This window comes from Sporosalibacterium faouarense (assembly GCF_016765695.1).
Taxonomy (GTDB): domain Bacteria; phylum Bacillota; class Clostridia; order Tissierellales; family VENL01; genus Sporosalibacterium; species Sporosalibacterium faouarense.
Genome location: NZ_JAETGO010000034.1, coordinates 170,983 through 186,834, shown reverse-complemented (window position 1 = coordinate 186,834; position 15,852 = coordinate 170,983). Strand labels below are relative to the sequence as shown.

Genomic DNA, 15,852 nt, shown 5'->3' with positions numbered 1-15,852 from the left:
AATTATTTATATAGTAATTCTCCTATTTTAGTCTATTTAACTCTTTTAGTGCTACTACTACAACATCCTTCGCCTTTAACTAACTTCAAAACCTTCTTACCACTGAACCAGAGAGCTGGACCAATTATTAGTACTCCTATTAAAATACTTGCAAAGTTATTGATTTTTTTCACCTCCAATTTAAAATTACATTTTATTAGTTAGTATGTATTGAAATTGCATATCATTATCAATATGAGTTTTTTAAAAAAGTACTTATAAAAATAAAATTTTATTTTTAATAAATACTTACTTTTTATATATTTATTTTTAGCATAATTAAAGTTAATCTTAAGATATATATTTACAAGAGATTTTTCTGTAAATTTCTTTGAATATCATTTTATGCTACTATAGAACAAACTTTAATATTGTTTCCACTATTTAACTTCTACGGATAATATATCCTAAAAGTTCATTTATATTTTAGATACTTACCACTTGATCACTATTAGTGATTTATCTTTTAATTCTTTCCTTAATACCAGCTGCCCTACTAGGAATTTGCTTGAATTTTAAAATATTATTATACTATTGATAATTATTATTGCTGTCATAATTACAATTTAACTTATTGAATTTGTCAAGAAAACATATAAGAATTAACTTATGCTTTAAATCTATAAAACTTTTGTAATCCTATACTTAATATTCCCTTTCGATTTATAACTAATATCAAAAATTTTAACTACTCCATAAGAAATAATCATAAGACCTACACCAAATAAAAAGCTAAAAAGCTCAGAAGATATGGTAAAGGCTAATCTATCATGAATAAAAGAACCTGCTAGTATTCCAGATATAAGCATTACAAGAGGAAAAACATATGCCAAAAGGGCAGCCTTCATAACTGTGCTAGTTTCAATTTCTACTTTAACAAACTGACCTCTCTTTCCACTAAGAGGATTTTCAGCTTCAATATACATTCCTGAACTACTACAACCACCACTACAGCTACCACATTTTTCACCACAGGCACTAACTCGTCTGATTTCTACCTTTGTAATATTACCATTCTCAGATATAATCTGACCTATCTTTTGCATAGTAAATCTCCTTTCTATATAATTCTACATGCAAATTTCATACCATATAGATTAATAGTAAATATTATCCACCATATTCAAAACATCACTTCGGAGTTATATATATTACTAAATCCATCTAATTATCATTCATTTCATTACTTAGGTTTATGTCTAGAATCATAAAGAAAACATGTTAATTAATTTCCCAAATATAATACTAAGAAATTATAGTTAAGATTAGCATCTATTTAGATTCGTTTGATATACAACATGTAGTGTGTGAAAACTTACATCCGAAAGGAAATATTACTAATTAAGAATCACAAACTATAAAAGCATAGGAAAATATGTAGTATATTAATCCTATGCTTTATGTCATTATATTTCAGTTACATATTTTACCCCTGTAGCCTTGCTAACTTGTTCACTTAGAGAGTACATATGATTCTTATTTAGTTTATGAACATCATCTATACTCAATAATCCACATCCCATTTTTTTCTCTTCCATACAGGCTTTCATATAATTTGCTAAAGAGTTAGATCCCTTATCTGTATCAAATAGTGAATTCTCTGGTACATTATAATGAATTAATTGTAATGGTTTATTAATAAATACTTCGTCACGACTCATGGGAAGTGTTATTGCTAGAAGGAACAGTTTACATGAGTATATCGCATCTACTCCTAAAGCAAGGGCTTTCATTATATCCCCAGGTGTTCTAATACCCCCTGCTATAATTAATGATACCTTATCCTCCATTTCTTTCTTCTTAAGGTATTCTGCAGCAATTGAAGTTGAATACATAGTTGGAAGTCCAAAATCATTTTCAATAAGAAGAAGTGAGCCGCCGGTTCCCCCTTGAGCCCCATCCATTACAATCACATCTGCACTAGCATAAATGGCGACATCTATATCTTCTTTAATTCTGGAACCACATATTTTGATTGAAATAGAAACACCCTCAGTAATTTCCTTCAACCATTCTACTGTTTTTTTAAGATTCTTATGGCTAGAGATATTCCTGTGATGAGGAGGCATATAGGAATCCTCGCCAGGATCTAATCCACGAAGTATGCTAAGTTCCTCAGTAATCTCACTAGCTTTTTTAAAGTCCAGTGTCCCTGGGTTTGCTCCTTGTACCCATTTTAGTTCAATCATATCTGCGAGTTTAAGATGATTCTCTTCATTGCAATAATTACCTCTATTATATTGAACTACATATTTAGGGGCTATTTCCCTTTCCTCTAACTGGAACCCACCTTCATCAGAATTAGATGAAGTTCCAACTAAAGCAGCAGCTTTAGCTAGAGCTATTTTTGATGCACCACTTATAACACCATATGTCATACCTGTTATCATCAATGGTATATCAATTTCCATAGGTCTTTTAGCCTGAGAACCAATTGTTGTTTTCGTTTTTATATTCGTATGCTCCATGGACATAAATTCATGAAGCTGGTTTGATAAAAACTTAAATTGGTCAAAATCTGGCCATGGTTTGGTACTTCCAAGATGTTCATATAGGGGTTTGCTATTAGATGCTCTGTTATATATTTCGTCTAATAAAAGTTTATCTATATTGTATACATCAGTAAGTTTTTTCAATTATTACACCTCATTCTATTCTTTTATGAATAGTATGCTAAAACCAAATATTAATATGTGCTAGTATATAAATTTCATACAAAATAATATCCAATTAATGAAAGCTCTATTAATAAATATATATTTTGCAATAAATTTTGAAAAACCATTATTTAACAATACATGATTATATTAAAGACCCTAAAATACTAAAAGTCTTAGTTATATTTGAAAGAGATGCATATTTTAAATTTTCTCCACCATTAGGTACAACGTTCATAAATTCATCTTCAGGAACATTTATATAATTTGGTGGTACCTTACCAACTATTATAGTTTCTGCTATTGGGATTGTTAATTCTACCATCATAGTACTTGATGAAAAGGGTACTATGGTTTTCACCTCTGCCTTTACAACTAGATATATTTTATGTCTTGCTTGGTTAATACCCGATTGTTCAAATTCTGTAAAAAAGTCTACATTTACCCTCCCTATTGGAGTTACATTTATATCTATATTAGGACCATACTGGGCCAGTAATTGACTTCCAAATATATTTCCAAGGGATACCTTTATACTTGAAGTGCTTAAAGCCCTTATAGTTTCTTGTACTGTAAGGGCTATCTCTGAGATTAACCGATTCATCATTAGATTGTTAGCTAGTATTACTAAACTGCTAAATTTATTGAATTGAACAAACTCTATAGAATCAAGTATAAAAGTTAACACATCTAAAATGTTCCCACATACTAGATGTGTTTTGGTAGAATAATGATAGTTTTTGGCAGAAACATTTTACATTTATTATGGGCTTTTTTTTAAGACCCCGGTGTCTTAAACTGTATATTCTAATAAAATGTGCTTAATTTCTTCAAGCGCCATTTTCACAAATATATATTTTTGTTAAACCTTGAAGTAATTAATCATCTTATCAAGATTATCTGTCATAGTAGCTAACTGTTCGGATGTTGCTCCTATTTCTTCACTCGTAGCAATCTGTTCTTGAATGCTGCTATTGATTTGGTGTGCAGCATCAGTTACTTTCTGAGCATTTACAACTGCTCCTTTAGTCACATCTGATATAAGTTCAATGTATTCATGTTGGTTTGCACACTGGCTTTTTATTTTATCTACATTTTGTATTACATGATCTACTTCCGTCATAACTCTCTTTATATTTTCGTTCGTATCACTAACAACTCTTGAACCTTCAGTAACTTTCCCTTCAGTTAACATGGTATTATTAGCTACTTTTTCAATTTGATTTTGAACCATTAGTATCATATCTTCTATTTTCTTTGTAGCACTAGCACTCTCATCAGATAATTTTTTTACTTCCTCTGCCACTATGCTAAATCCTTGTCCATTAACACCTGCTCGAGCAGCTTCTATATTTGCATTCAGGGCTAACATATTTGTCTGATTAGAAATATTTGCTATTATATCAACTATCTCGCTTATACCTTTTGATAGGTTACTTAGTTCTTCTACTGAATATTTAACCTCTTTTGTAGCCATCTCAATATCGGAGTTGTTATGTATTAATATATCTACAGCTTGTTCAGCATTTTGTGTCTCATTCTTAAGAATACGGGTGTTATCTTCAATATCTTTAGTAAGTACTATAATGTCACTAGAACTGCTACTAATATCATTCATTCTAATCTCAATATTTTCAACTAAGTTAGTTACCTCTTGTATATTACTACCAATTTGACTTATGCTATGACCTATTGAATCCATAGATATATTCGAATCATCTAAGGCAGTAGATAACTGCTCACTACTATAATCAACATTGTTAGAAACCTCTTTAATATTTAACATAATTTCCTTTAATTTATTTCCTGTAGCATTTAATGCTTCAACTAGAATTTTACTTTCATCTTTAAATTTATTATTAATCTGCTTAGTCAAATCACCCTTAGACAAACTTTGTGCAAATTCAATAGACTTATGTAGAGGCTTCACTATAGAGTTTGCCAATATTATTGACATAACAATAGTTGCTAGAATGGTAATACTTAAAGCAATTATTACTAATTTTACCGCATTATTATATGACCTTTGACTACTCTCATAATATTTATTCGCTTCTTCTAATTTATGTTCTATAATTTCTTTAATAATTGTTTCTATTTCACTAGCCTTTTCCATACTTTTACTAGCTAGCTTTATTGCCTCATCTTGACTACCACTCATGCTATTATTTATTACTGCCATTTGAAGATCTTTAAAATTATTTATTTTGGTTATCAATCCATCTATTCCATCTTGAACACCATGATTGGACATGTCTTTAAATTCGTTAAGATTCTTAATTATACCATTTGAATAGAAATTCTCTAGATGTTTTGAATGCTCTCTTTTATCCTTAATATTATCAGATAACAAAACATTTTTTTCAGCTCTTTGTGCTAATCCTAAATTATATTGTGCTTCTTTGATAAGATTTACTCCCATTACCTGTTCATGATACATTGACTTTACACTATTATTAACTCCACTTAGTATCTGTAAGCCAAAAGCACCCATTCCTGCCATTAGTAAAACTACTATTGCAAATCCTAAAAATATCTTTTTTCTTATGCTATTCAACTCTATAATCCCCCTTTAAACTGTTAATACTATCCAAACATAAGTATGTACCTAAGCCTATTGTCAAATTAACCTCTAAATATTATAACATAAATTCCAATCTGAAAATCATGTATAGCTATTAATGATTAAAGTATTAAAACACAATGTTCTAGAAGATATCTAGATCATTGTGTTTTAAATAGTAAGATATATTAAATTTTAATATCTAGCTTAGTTCCAACATTAGGATTGTATATTTTAGGTTTGTTCTCAATAATTTGTTCTTTAGTTCTTGGTTGGATTCCTTCTTTAGATTTCATCATTGTATTATTATGCATGCTTTTTATACTACAATTTTTCGGCATAGCAGCCGCACCTGATGCACCTTGCATTCCTGACATATTCATTAAAATCCACCCATCATACCACTACTACCATGCATAGCTCCCATTGAATTATGCATCTCTATCATTCCTTCTCTACCTATTGACTCCATCATTTGACCCATATATCCATAGCCATTATTATTCATAATCTCAATCATTTTATCATAATCTTCCTGAGATATGTTGTTCATATAATCTGTCATAGCATCATAGTTACCTGTTTGCATATATCTTGCAGCATCTTTATACCCATTTTCTCTCATGATTTTAATCATATCTTGATAGATATCTTTTGATGGATTGTTAGCACTATTTTGATTATAGTTTTGATTAGCCTTATTATTTACTATATTATTTATTTTTGAATCTTCTTCCTTTATATTAGATTCATTTACTTTTGATTCTATTACCGCTGATTTACTATCTTCTATATTATTTTCATTCATACTACTTGCAAAAGCTACACCACCAATAGCACCTACCGTAACTACTGCTGCACTCAATATTGCTACAAATCTCTTATTCATAATTTTGTCCTCCTTGTTTTTTGTTTGATTCAGTCATTTATATTCTAAGCAACTATATTTTTTTATTTAAATGACCTCTCTTTGATTTAATTACATTATAATAAACAAATTTGAAGAAATTATGAAGATAAAGAAAAATCTCAGCAATTTATTTTTGCTGAGACCATTTACCTTTAATGCTTAGATATAACTTGTTCTAATTCTCCATGCCATGTATGATACCATACATCTCCAGTTGTGTAGTTTACACTTAACATTCCTACGGCACTATCATCTTGATTAACGTGGAACGTATAATACCCATAAAACTCATGACCCTCATTTGGAACTGAATAATTGTTACCTAAAGTATTGTTGACATATTCATTAGCTATCTTTACCGCTTCATCTCTTGATATATTTTTCTCATTATTATCCCTAAATCCAGTTCCCATCATATTATATTTTTCATTCCACATCATATTAGGGCCTGTTTCAGGATATACCACACCTGAATATGGATTTACTAACAGCTCCATCGCACCTCTTCCTGTATCAACTTCCTCTATGGATACGTAATAATCTGTATTAGTAAACACAAAGATATCTCCTATTTCTAAGTCTTCATTATAATTATTTAAATATTCTTCGACTATTTCTTCTACTTTCTGTACAGAGATTTTTTCTGTGTTTTCATTTTCTCTAGATTGGTAACCATTTCCCCACATCATCATTCCTGGACCATATCCATTTTGATATCCACCGTTTCCCATCATACCTGGTCCATATCCATTGGGATATTCGCCATTTTCCATCATATCTGGCCCGTAGTTATATTCTCTATCCTCATCTGTATCCATTGGATTATATCTATAATTAGGTTTCATAAATCTATTGTATCCAAAGGGCATTGCTACCACTAAAGCAACTACCAATAATAATCCTCCCACTACCCAAAACCTTTTATTATTTTTCACCAAAATCATCCTTTCTATCGTTATCATAGCTTCTTATTGTCTCATATGTTGGTAATAAGTATATCTTTTGTGTTTATAGTTTCTTTTATGTATATCTTGTCAAAGAAAAAGCTCATCACATAGTAAACAGTCACTAAATCTGGGATGAGCTCACCTTATTATTTACATATTTACTATCATTCATAATTCTCTACTCTCTGCGATTCATAATCATCATTTCTTTGAGATAATTTTATGTAATTTATAACTTTAATCTTCAAGATCTTCGATTAATTTCTTCATTTCTTTAATTTCTCTACGTTGTGCTTCTATTATTTCATCGGCAAGTTCACGAACTCTTGGATCTGATATCTCAGCCCGTTCACTGGTTAATATTGCAATAGAGTGATGTGGTATCATAGCTTGCATATAGTCAGTATCATCTACTAGAGTTTGACTACGTAGTAAGAATAGTGAAATACCAAATATAGCTATACTTCCTAGAAAAATTCCTATATTTATCTTACTATTTTTTAGCATATGTCTCATAAATACCAACATAATAATAGTCATTGTAGCCCCCATTAACAATGCCATATAGGCTCTAGTCTCACTAAAAAATGCATGATCAACTTCAAATGTACTCCAATATTTAAAGATAAACATAATAATAGTGGATGTTATAATCATGCCAGCAAACTTCAGATAGTTTTTCATCATAATCTCCTCCTATAGTTATTTATTATCTTTAATATTTATATACCCAGTTAATTTTAATATATTCAAGCCACATAGCAGATTAAACTACTAGATACTAATAAGACTTATCCAATCCAACTTGTAGAGTAAAATGGTGGATTTGATTTAATCTCTTCCACCACCTCCTCATCAAACCGTACGTGAAGTTTTCCCTCATACGGCTTTCCGATGTTCTTCTTCCATCTGCATTACGAATTCTGAGCAGTATATTGTAGATAGTCATTTTAAATGATACAAACCACACTCAAATTAAGTAAGCGTAAAAGATTTGACGCCTAGTTTGCGGCAGTAAGCTTTGCTAAAATAACAGATAATAAAACTTATAGGGAGTGATCTGTTATGACTAGTGAAGCACCAGATATCAACTGGCAAGATATTTTAGATAAATTTTATTCGTATGATGGAACCATAGTAGATTTTTGCAAGCAAAACAATATAAAACCTTATCAATTATATTATCAAAGGAAAAGAGCAAACCGAAACGATGCTCCTGAATTTCATGCTATTAATCTTAAAGAGAATTTTTCTAATAAAGCTAATAATGAAGAAATAAATTCACCTAAATCTAACTTAGCTTCTGATATAAAAATAGAAATAGGTAAAGCTACAATTCATGTGCCAGGTAATAATAAGGAAGCTTTATCGAATATTTTTAAGGTTATTATGCAGTCATGTTAAATATCGATAAAGTCGACACTGTGTATTTAGCTTGCGGAGCAACGGATCTTAGAAAAAGTATTGATGGATTAAGTATGATAGTTAGGGCTCAATTTAATCTTGATCCTTTTGAAAAAGCTTTATTTGTATTTTGCAATCGAGCTATGAACAAGCTTAAAATACTTCATTTTGATGATGGATTTTGGTTATACTATCACCGTTTAGAAAGAAGTAAGTTTAAATGGCCCATGAATAAAGATGAAGCTATAAAAGTTAGTATAGAAGAATTAAGATGGTTACTTAAAGGATATGAAGTCAGAACGGTATCTAAATTTAAACCTATTAAAGAAAGAAATTATTTTTAAAATCATACCATAAAGCTGTTGAATGTGTTCAAATATCAATGGTTTTATGGTATAATTATATTAACGATAAAATAGAATGAGGGTTAAAAATGAGTACTAATATGAATAATATAAATTTAGAAAATCAATTAGATGAAAAAACTGAAGAACTAATTTCTAATATGGAAAAACAGATTGAAGCAAAAGATAAGGAAATAGCAAACTTAAAAAATGAGTTAGCATATCTTAAGCATCAAGTCCTTAATAAAAATAGAAAAATATTTGGATCTTCCAGTGAACAAACTAATTCTATGCAAATATCATTCTTTGATGAAGCTGAAAGTAATAGTAATCTGAAAGTAGAAGAACCAACTGTAGAAGAAATTACATATAAAAGAAATAAACCCTCTAAAAATGTTGGAAAAAAAGACAATTTAGCTAATTTAGAAAAAATAGTAATCGAACATAAATTAGATGCAAATGAGCAGTCTTGCAAGGAATGTAAGAATGATTTAGTAGTTATAGGAACTAAGTCAAAAGAAATTTTAAAATACGTACCTGCTGAATTATATGTAGAAGAGCATATAACCTACAGCTACGCTTGCAAGAAATGCGAAGAAAATAGCAATAAAGCAAATATAATCCAAGCTAAGGCTCCAGAAACTCTACTGCATAAAAGTATGGCTTCTAACGAGCTTCTTAGTCATGTAATAAATTTAAAATATATGCATGCAATGCCTTTGTATAGGCAGGAGAAATATTTTAATATGATGGGAGTAAATCTTTCAAGACAAACTTTATCAAATTGGATTATTAGCGCAGCTAGAGAACTTGAGCCGCTGTATAATCTTATGAAAGAACAGCTTCTTGAAAGAAATTATGTCCAGGCTGATGAAACGGTACTTAAAGTTTTAGATGATAAAGGTAAAGAGTCTAAAAAGCAAAAGTATATGTGGCTTTATAAGTCTCCCGATGAAAATCATCCGATTATCATTTATGATTATCAAAAAACAAGATCAGGTTCTTGTCCTAAAAAGTTCTTAAGTGTATTTTCTGGATACCTGCAAACGGATGGATATGCAGGATACAATAAAGTTGAAAATATTAAAAGACTATATTGTTTAGCTCATATTAGAAGAAAATTCCACGAAATAATAGTAAATCTAGATGAAGAATCCCTAAAATCCTCAAGAGCTGTAATAGGGTTTAATTATTGTGCAAAGCTTTATGAAATTGAAAAAGAGCTAAAAAAACAGCATGGTAAAAAACAAAATTATTATGAAGAGCGTTACAAAGCACGACTTGAAAAATCTAAACCATTAATAGAAGAGTTCATATCTTATGTAGATAAAGAAATAGAAAATGCTGTTCCTAGAAGTGCACTTGGTAAAGCTTTAGCATATACAAAGCCATTACTTGAAAACTTTAAATTCTTTTTAGAAGATGGTTCTTTAGAAATAGACAATAATTCCGCAGAGCGGTCAATAAAGCCATTTGTAATTGGTAGAAATTATGTGTTGAACTAAGTTATGTTTCCAGTAACAGTATTACTTTGTAATTTTCTCAAAATTATATTTGATTTCAGAACATAACACCATAAGTATTTTGGCTAATACTAAAGCAAAAAGGAGCCAATACTTATGAAAAATGAAATGAAAACCAAGAATGTAACTGAATTCAGGGAATACCTTATGAAAAACGGGTATTCCAAGCATATTATTCCAATGTATATTCGGAAGGTTACAGCATTTTTAGAATGCAAGGTTAAATATTCAATTTTGCAGATGAATTGTTCGGAATTAAAGAGAATTATATGCGAATATATAGCAGAAATTCCATTAACATCACAAAAGAGTATGATTCAAGCTGCGCTTCATACTTACTATTACTTTACCAGTGGAAATCAATTTACTAAAAGGCTTAATGCCAAAGACTATGACTTGGATATGTCTATTGAATTAGAAATACAAAGATTTCGAGAGTATTTAAAGAAAGTAGCAAAACTTAGTGATAATACAATTGTTTCACAATGCAATACAGTTAAAACTTTTTTATATAGCAGCTTCCCAAAAAAAGATTTTTCACCAGAAAAAATAACTGTTGAACATGTTCATATTTATTTTGTTCGCACTATTTCACATGTTTCAGTGGCATCGAAGAAGACTATTATCGTTAGGATTAGGAGTTATATCAGATTCCTTGAATTCTCCGACGGTTTTAAATCAGAAGCAATACTAAAATTGCCAATGACATCACCTGTATGGAAACGAGCAAGTCTTCCAAAATATCTATCAGATACAGAGTTAGACCGTCTCTTTTCCTCTTATGACAGAAACAAGCCATCTGGTATTCGTAACTATGCTATTGCACGATGCTTAAAAGATCTAGGTCTACGTTGTTCAGAGGTTGCAGGACTGTCACTAGATGACTTCGATTGGATGCAGGGGATTGTAGCCATAAAGAAAACTAAGTCCCATTTCAAAAGAATTCTTCCTTTGCATGCAATTACAGGACAGGCTATCGAAGCATACTTATTACACTTTCGTCCTGCCACATCAGAGAGGATTTTGTTTGTAAGATTTAAAAACCGACAAGGGGAGGCAATGGGAACATCTCAGGTTCGCAATACAGTTAGAAGTGCTGCTATCAGAGCAGGTTTAGATAACTTCACAGGTACCCATATGCTAAGGCATACTGCTGCTAAAGAAATGATTAATAGTGGCGTCGATTTAAAGACTATCGCAGATGTACTTGGTCACGAATCTATTGAAACAACGTGCATTTATACTAAGCTAGACTTCAATCAGTTACAGGATGTGGCTGGTACATGGCCGGAGGTGATAGTATGATTAGCAATCTTATCTCTAGGCAGGTGGAAGAATATATTTCATACAAAAAAGGACTTGGTTATCAAATTAAAATTGAGTCTGAGGAACTTAGGCGATTTGCTAAGTATACTGCTGCCATTGATCATAATGGCTCACTAACAGAAGATATTGCGTTTCAATGGGCTACTCTTAAACCGAATTATTCACGATGGTATATGGCAAGAAGGATGGAGACAGTTAGAACATTTGCAAAATATATCTGTGTTTTTGATCCTATGACAGAGGTACCACCAAAAGGAATGTTTGGTAAATGTCATGGTAGAACAACTCCATATATTTTTACTAAGGAAGAAGTTTCTATTCTTATGAAGGCCGCTTCAGAATTACATTCACCAGACGGTCTCAGATGTAGAACAATCCCAACTGCAATTGGTCTTTTGTGGTCAACGGGGATGCGCCCTAGCGAAGTATGTCAATTGATGAATAAAGACGTTGATTTAAACAATGGACACATTACAGTAAGAGAAACTAAGTTCTCAAAAAGTCGGACCCTTCCTTTACATGAAACTACTGTATCAAAACTAAGACTTTATGTGGAGGATAGGGATAAACTGAGGAAAGATTTTTCAGACCAACATTTTTTGATTATGACAGGAAGCCACAAACTTGCACTTCGTAATTTAGAATATGCATTGCAAGTGATAAGAGATAATCTGCTGACTGAGACAAAAGAATGGAACAGACGCCCCCCAAGGCTATATGACATACGCCATTCGTTTGCATGTAATAGGCTCCTTGGCTGGCTTAAGAGTGGCATAAACGTGGATAGCAAGATACTATATCTTTCTACGTATCTTGGACATGTTAAAGTAGCAGATACTTACTGGTATTTGACTGGAACACCAGAACTTATGGAGTTTGCTACTAAAAGCTTCGAAAAATTTTTTTATGGGGATAGGGGTGTTATCTATGAAGAATAGTGACTTCCAGGGACTGCTCCAAAATTTTTTTCTAGAACGACTGATTAATCAACAGAAGGTATCCTATTATACTATTCAGTCCTACAAGGATACTTTTCGTATATTTTTGAAATACATGAATGATGAGCATGGCGTTAGTGCATATACAATAACCATGGAAGCGATAAATGCAGATACTGTTGTGGAATTTCTGAACTATCTTGAGAGCCATAGAAAAAACAAATGTAAAACAGTTAATAACAGACTTGCCGCAATAAAATCATTTATGGAATATATATCATACGAAGCTCCAGAATACTTGAGTATTGTGCGTAGAGTAAAAGCGATACCGTTCCGGAATGTAGAAAAGAAAGAAATTAGTTATTTGACAAAAGAAGAAATTGATGCACTACTCAACACTTGTAAAAGCTCAACTCCTGATGGAAGGCGTGATTACCTTATGATTCTCCTTCTGTATAACTCAGGAATGCGGGTATCAGAGATGATATCAATGCAAAGAAAAGATGTCATTATTCCCAGTAATGGATCGTGCCATCTGAGAATCATGGGAAAAGGAAGGAAAGAGCGGACCATTCCTTTATGGCAGACCACAACTAAGTATCTTATTCAGTACATGAATGAGCATGAAATTCACAACAATGATTATTTGCTATCTGGCAGAAATGTTGAACACCTAACACGTTCAGGTGTACGTTACAGAATAGCCTGTATAGCAAAAGAAGCGTCCTGTAAATGTCCTTCATTAGAATACAAGTCAGTAACACCACATGTATTCCGCCATTCCACCGCAATGAGTCTGCTTCAATCAGGTGTTGATATTTCAACAATTGCTATATGGCTTGGACATGAAAGCATTGAGACAACACACAAATATATGATAGCTGACATGAAGTTAAAAGAAAATGCCTTAAAGAAATTGCATGAACCAGAGCCTAGATATTTAAATAGCAGATATAATGCTGCTAATGATATCCTTCAATTTTTAAAATCATTATGATAGATAAATTATGTGCTGAATCTTTATAGGTAAACCTTATAGTCATTGAGATAGCTATCACGGTTAACAGATTCAGCACATAACATAACTCAGCGCATAATTTCTTTTATGCTCTTAAGCACATAATCGCAAAAACTGGTTGTTTTCAACTTCAACTAAAGGGGCAGAATCAAGTGCATTACTTTATAGTATCATTGAAACTGCTAAAAATAACAACTTAATAATTGAAAAATACTTACTTTACCTTATTGATAAATTTACAGAAATAGATCCTACGGATAAAGAAAACCTATTAAAAATATTACCTTTTTCAAAGAACTTACCTGATGACTTAAAAATTAAAACTAAATCATAAAAAAATTATCCAGTAGAAAAATTACTCCGAATATCTACTGGATTTATTGTATCAACTATTAAATTCAATTTCCATGCATCTATTTTTTGACGCTTACATTTATATAAAAGTATTTTATTATTTAGAAGTATTTAAATTGTTTTTCTTTCTGTTATATTCTTCTTCGTCTATTTCACCCTTAGCAAATCTTTCATCCAGTATTTTAAGAGCTGAATTATTAATATGTTGATCATCTTCCTTTTTATTTTTTCTTATCATATATATTGATATACCTATCAAAAATAATAATATTAATGGTATAATCCAAACAATTACCATATTCGATAACATATCTCTAAATCCATAATACATATAATCATCCTTCCAATCAATTTATTCATTATTCAACTAAAAATTGACCCATCATTCCCGAATCCTCATGCTCTAATATGTGGCAATGATACATAAATAATCCTTTTTTTCTAAACTTGGCTAGTATCTTTACTTCTTCACCATTATCTACCATTACAGTATCCTTCCAACCTCTTTCATTTAGTGGAGGAGCTCCTCCATCTCTTTCTATTACTTGGAATTGTACTCCATGAACATGAAATGGATGTGGAGTGGAGTTCATCATACCCATTCCTGATGACTCATTTCTTATGACCCATTCTTCTAATTCGTTTAAATTTAATTTTTCATCTATCCTATCCATATTCATTTGTTTACCATTTATAGTCACCATTGGTCCCATACCACTCATTACAAACTCTCTTGAACGTACTATTTCATCTTTGTTGTAATCATCTATTTCTACTAACTTTTTAGGTATGTCTATATCTTTATTATTATCTTCTACTATATTTATAGTCATTAAATTGTAATTGGCATCTCTAAGAGTTATTTTATCTCCCACATTATAATCTGATAAATCTAATAGTATTTCTGCCCTTTCAGCTGGTGCAAGTGATACTACATTCATTTTTACACTTTCTTCTAAGAAACCTCCATCTGATGCTATTTGATGGAATTCATTATTCTCATTAAAATTAAACTCATATGTCCTTGCATTTGAACCATTTAAAAGTCTAAGTCTAATTACTTCACTTTTAACATCTAATTGGGGGTTCAATGCTCCATTTATTATTACTGTATCTCCTAAAAATCCATTCATTATATCTCTCATATCTAAATCATAAGGAATATTTCCATTATTAGTAAATCTCTTGTCTTGAATGACCAGTGGAATATCATTTACTCCATATTCCTTTGGTATATCCAATCTTTCGGAACTTTCATCGTTTATATAAAAAAGCCCTGCAAGACCTTTATATACCTGCTCTCCTGTTTTATGAAGTAAATGTGGATGATACCAAAGTGTTGCTGCAGGCTGGTCTATTGTAAAATATGGTTCCCATGTAGTATTTGGATCTACTACTTGATGTGGACCACCATCCATTTCTCCTGCTACTTCTAATCCATGCCAATGAACTGTAGTGGGTTCATCCAATGTGTTATTGATATTTATTTTTACATCATCACCTTTATTTACTCTTATTACAGGGCCTAAATAATTTCCATTGTATCCTAAAGTATTTGCTTCATAGCCTTTTATAAACTCTGTTTTTCCATATTGGACTTTTAAATCAAACTCTGCCTTTCCTTCTTCAGGGTTCTTATCTTCTAAAAGTGGTGGAATAGGCAATTTATTATTATCTAATGGTTCCTCTATTCTATTATCATCATCTCCTAGTGCTCCTAGACCTCTTCCTATATCTGTAAAAAAGTAAGCTGCATATGCTATAAGAAATATTACAGAAAAAGATATAATCACATACCATTTAATATTTTTATTCATAAAATCACCTTA

General features: G+C 31.2%; 18 protein-coding genes. 7 read left to right on the top strand and 11 right to left on the bottom strand.

The window, feature by feature from the left end:
• Nucleotides 1-32: 32 nt before the first annotated feature.
• From JMO20_RS05705 to JMO20_RS05665, 9 genes are all read right to left on the bottom strand, one after another.
• Entirely contained in the window at nucleotides 33-173 is a 141-nt protein-coding gene (locus tag JMO20_RS05705) for a hypothetical protein (RefSeq protein WP_202708565.1), read from the bottom strand.
• Nucleotides 174-659: 486 nt separating this feature from the next.
• Complete coding sequence (locus JMO20_RS05700; protein WP_202708564.1) at nucleotides 660-1,085, bottom strand: SoxR reducing system RseC family protein; 426 nt, start codon at nucleotides 1,083-1,085, stop codon at nucleotides 660-662.
• A 360-nt stretch (nucleotides 1,086-1,445) separates the two neighbouring features.
• Nucleotides 1,446-2,675 (bottom strand): FMN-binding glutamate synthase family protein, encoded by a 1,230-nt coding sequence (locus JMO20_RS05695; RefSeq protein WP_202708563.1) that lies wholly within the window; start codon nucleotides 2,673-2,675, stop codon nucleotides 1,446-1,448.
• A gap of 166 nt (nucleotides 2,676-2,841) precedes the next feature.
• The gene (gene yunB, locus JMO20_RS05690) at nucleotides 2,842-3,384 is read right to left on the bottom strand and encodes a sporulation protein YunB (protein ID WP_202708562.1); all 543 of its coding nucleotides are present in this window, start codon (nucleotides 3,382-3,384) and stop codon (nucleotides 2,842-2,844) included.
• Nucleotides 3,385-3,558: 174 nt separating this feature from the next.
• Nucleotides 3,559-5,253: a methyl-accepting chemotaxis protein gene (locus JMO20_RS05685; RefSeq protein WP_202708561.1), complete on the bottom strand. Its 1,695-nt coding sequence runs from the start codon at nucleotides 5,251-5,253 to the stop codon at nucleotides 3,559-3,561.
• Between the two features lie 194 nt (nucleotides 5,254-5,447).
• Complete coding sequence (locus tag JMO20_RS05680; protein WP_202708560.1) at nucleotides 5,448-5,642, bottom strand: hypothetical protein; 195 nt, start codon at nucleotides 5,640-5,642, stop codon at nucleotides 5,448-5,450.
• On the bottom strand, nucleotides 5,642-6,148 hold the full coding sequence (locus JMO20_RS05675; RefSeq protein ID WP_202708559.1) for a hypothetical protein: 507 nt from the start codon (nucleotides 6,146-6,148) through the stop codon (nucleotides 5,642-5,644). Before JMO20_RS05675 ends, JMO20_RS05680 begins: the two co-directional genes overlap by 1 nt.
• Nucleotides 6,149-6,321: 173 nt before the next feature.
• Nucleotides 6,322-7,104, bottom strand: a complete 783-nt coding sequence (locus tag JMO20_RS05670) for a hypothetical protein (RefSeq protein ID WP_202708558.1) — start codon at nucleotides 7,102-7,104, stop codon at nucleotides 6,322-6,324.
• 249 nt (nucleotides 7,105-7,353) lie between these two features.
• Nucleotides 7,354-7,800, bottom strand: coding sequence for a DUF305 domain-containing protein (locus JMO20_RS05665; protein WP_202708557.1), 447 nt, complete (start codon nucleotides 7,798-7,800; stop codon nucleotides 7,354-7,356).
• A 381-nt stretch (nucleotides 7,801-8,181) separates the two neighbouring features.
• On the opposite strand from JMO20_RS05665, the gene JMO20_RS05660 reads away from it, so the two are divergent.
• The 7 genes from JMO20_RS05660 to JMO20_RS05630 all read left to right on the top strand — a co-directional run bounded on the left by JMO20_RS05660 (nucleotide 8,182) and on the right by JMO20_RS05630 (nucleotide 14,003).
• Nucleotides 8,182-8,520, top strand: a complete 339-nt coding sequence (locus JMO20_RS05660) for a hypothetical protein (RefSeq protein ID WP_202708556.1) — start codon at nucleotides 8,182-8,184, stop codon at nucleotides 8,518-8,520.
• The gene (tnpB, locus tag JMO20_RS05655) at nucleotides 8,514-8,864 is read left to right on the top strand and encodes an IS66 family insertion sequence element accessory protein TnpB (RefSeq protein WP_202708555.1); all 351 of its coding nucleotides are present in this window, start codon (nucleotides 8,514-8,516) and stop codon (nucleotides 8,862-8,864) included. Before JMO20_RS05660 ends, tnpB begins: the two co-directional genes overlap by 7 nt.
• An 89-nt stretch (nucleotides 8,865-8,953) precedes the next feature.
• Nucleotides 8,954-10,369 (top strand): IS66 family transposase, encoded by a 1,416-nt coding sequence (gene tnpC / locus JMO20_RS05650; RefSeq protein ID WP_202708554.1) that lies wholly within the window; start codon nucleotides 8,954-8,956, stop codon nucleotides 10,367-10,369.
• A gap of 621 nt (nucleotides 10,370-10,990) precedes the next feature.
• The gene (locus tag JMO20_RS19975) at nucleotides 10,991-11,692 is read left to right on the top strand and encodes a tyrosine-type recombinase/integrase (protein WP_341533982.1); all 702 of its coding nucleotides are present in this window, start codon (nucleotides 10,991-10,993) and stop codon (nucleotides 11,690-11,692) included.
• Nucleotides 11,671-12,651, top strand: a complete 981-nt coding sequence (locus JMO20_RS05640; RefSeq protein ID WP_202708552.1) for a tyrosine-type recombinase/integrase — start codon at nucleotides 11,671-11,673, stop codon at nucleotides 12,649-12,651. Before JMO20_RS19975 ends, JMO20_RS05640 begins: the two co-directional genes overlap by 22 nt.
• Nucleotides 12,641-13,648 (top strand): tyrosine-type recombinase/integrase, encoded by a 1,008-nt coding sequence (locus JMO20_RS05635; protein ID WP_202708551.1) that lies wholly within the window; start codon nucleotides 12,641-12,643, stop codon nucleotides 13,646-13,648. Before JMO20_RS05640 ends, JMO20_RS05635 begins: the two co-directional genes overlap by 11 nt.
• A gap of 139 nt (nucleotides 13,649-13,787) precedes the next feature.
• Nucleotides 13,788-14,003, top strand: a complete 216-nt coding sequence (locus tag JMO20_RS05630; RefSeq protein ID WP_202708550.1) for a hypothetical protein — start codon at nucleotides 13,788-13,790, stop codon at nucleotides 14,001-14,003.
• A gap of 117 nt (nucleotides 14,004-14,120) precedes the next feature.
• Here the strand turns inward: JMO20_RS05630 and JMO20_RS05625 are convergent, their stop codons facing one another.
• Entirely contained in the window at nucleotides 14,121-14,354 is a 234-nt protein-coding gene (locus JMO20_RS05625) for an SHOCT domain-containing protein (protein ID WP_202708549.1), read from the bottom strand.
• A gap of 28 nt (nucleotides 14,355-14,382) precedes the next feature.
• Nucleotides 14,383-15,840 (bottom strand): multicopper oxidase family protein, encoded by a 1,458-nt coding sequence (locus JMO20_RS05620; RefSeq protein WP_202708548.1) that lies wholly within the window; start codon nucleotides 15,838-15,840, stop codon nucleotides 14,383-14,385.
• Nucleotides 15,841-15,852 lie beyond the last annotated feature (12 nt).

Excerpts from the sequence above, each read along its gene's own strand:
- JMO20_RS05700 (WP_202708564.1), bottom strand. The coding sequence starts at position 1,085 with ATGCAAAAGATAGGTCAGATTATATCTGAGAATGGTAATATTACAAAG.
- JMO20_RS05680 (WP_202708560.1), bottom strand. The coding sequence starts at position 5,642 with ATGAATATGTCAGGAATGCAAGGTGCATCAGGTGCGGCTGCTATGCCG.
- JMO20_RS05675 (WP_202708559.1), bottom strand. The coding sequence starts at position 6,148 with ATGAATAAGAGATTTGTAGCAATATTGAGTGCAGCAGTAGTTACGGTA.
- JMO20_RS05665 (WP_202708557.1), bottom strand. The coding sequence starts at position 7,800 with ATGAAAAACTATCTGAAGTTTGCTGGCATGATTATAACATCCACTATT.
- JMO20_RS05660 (WP_202708556.1), top strand. The coding sequence starts at position 8,182 with ATGACTAGTGAAGCACCAGATATCAACTGGCAAGATATTTTAGATAAA.
- tnpB (WP_202708555.1), top strand. The coding sequence starts at position 8,514 with ATGTTAAATATCGATAAAGTCGACACTGTGTATTTAGCTTGCGGAGCA.
- tnpC (WP_202708554.1), top strand. The coding sequence starts at position 8,954 with ATGAGTACTAATATGAATAATATAAATTTAGAAAATCAATTAGATGAA.
- JMO20_RS05640 (WP_202708552.1), top strand. The coding sequence starts at position 11,671 with ATGGCCGGAGGTGATAGTATGATTAGCAATCTTATCTCTAGGCAGGTG.
- JMO20_RS05635 (WP_202708551.1), top strand. The coding sequence starts at position 12,641 with ATGAAGAATAGTGACTTCCAGGGACTGCTCCAAAATTTTTTTCTAGAA.
- JMO20_RS05625 (WP_202708549.1), bottom strand. The coding sequence starts at position 14,354 with ATGTATTATGGATTTAGAGATATGTTATCGAATATGGTAATTGTTTGG.
- JMO20_RS05620 (WP_202708548.1), bottom strand. The coding sequence starts at position 15,840 with ATGAATAAAAATATTAAATGGTATGTGATTATATCTTTTTCTGTAATA.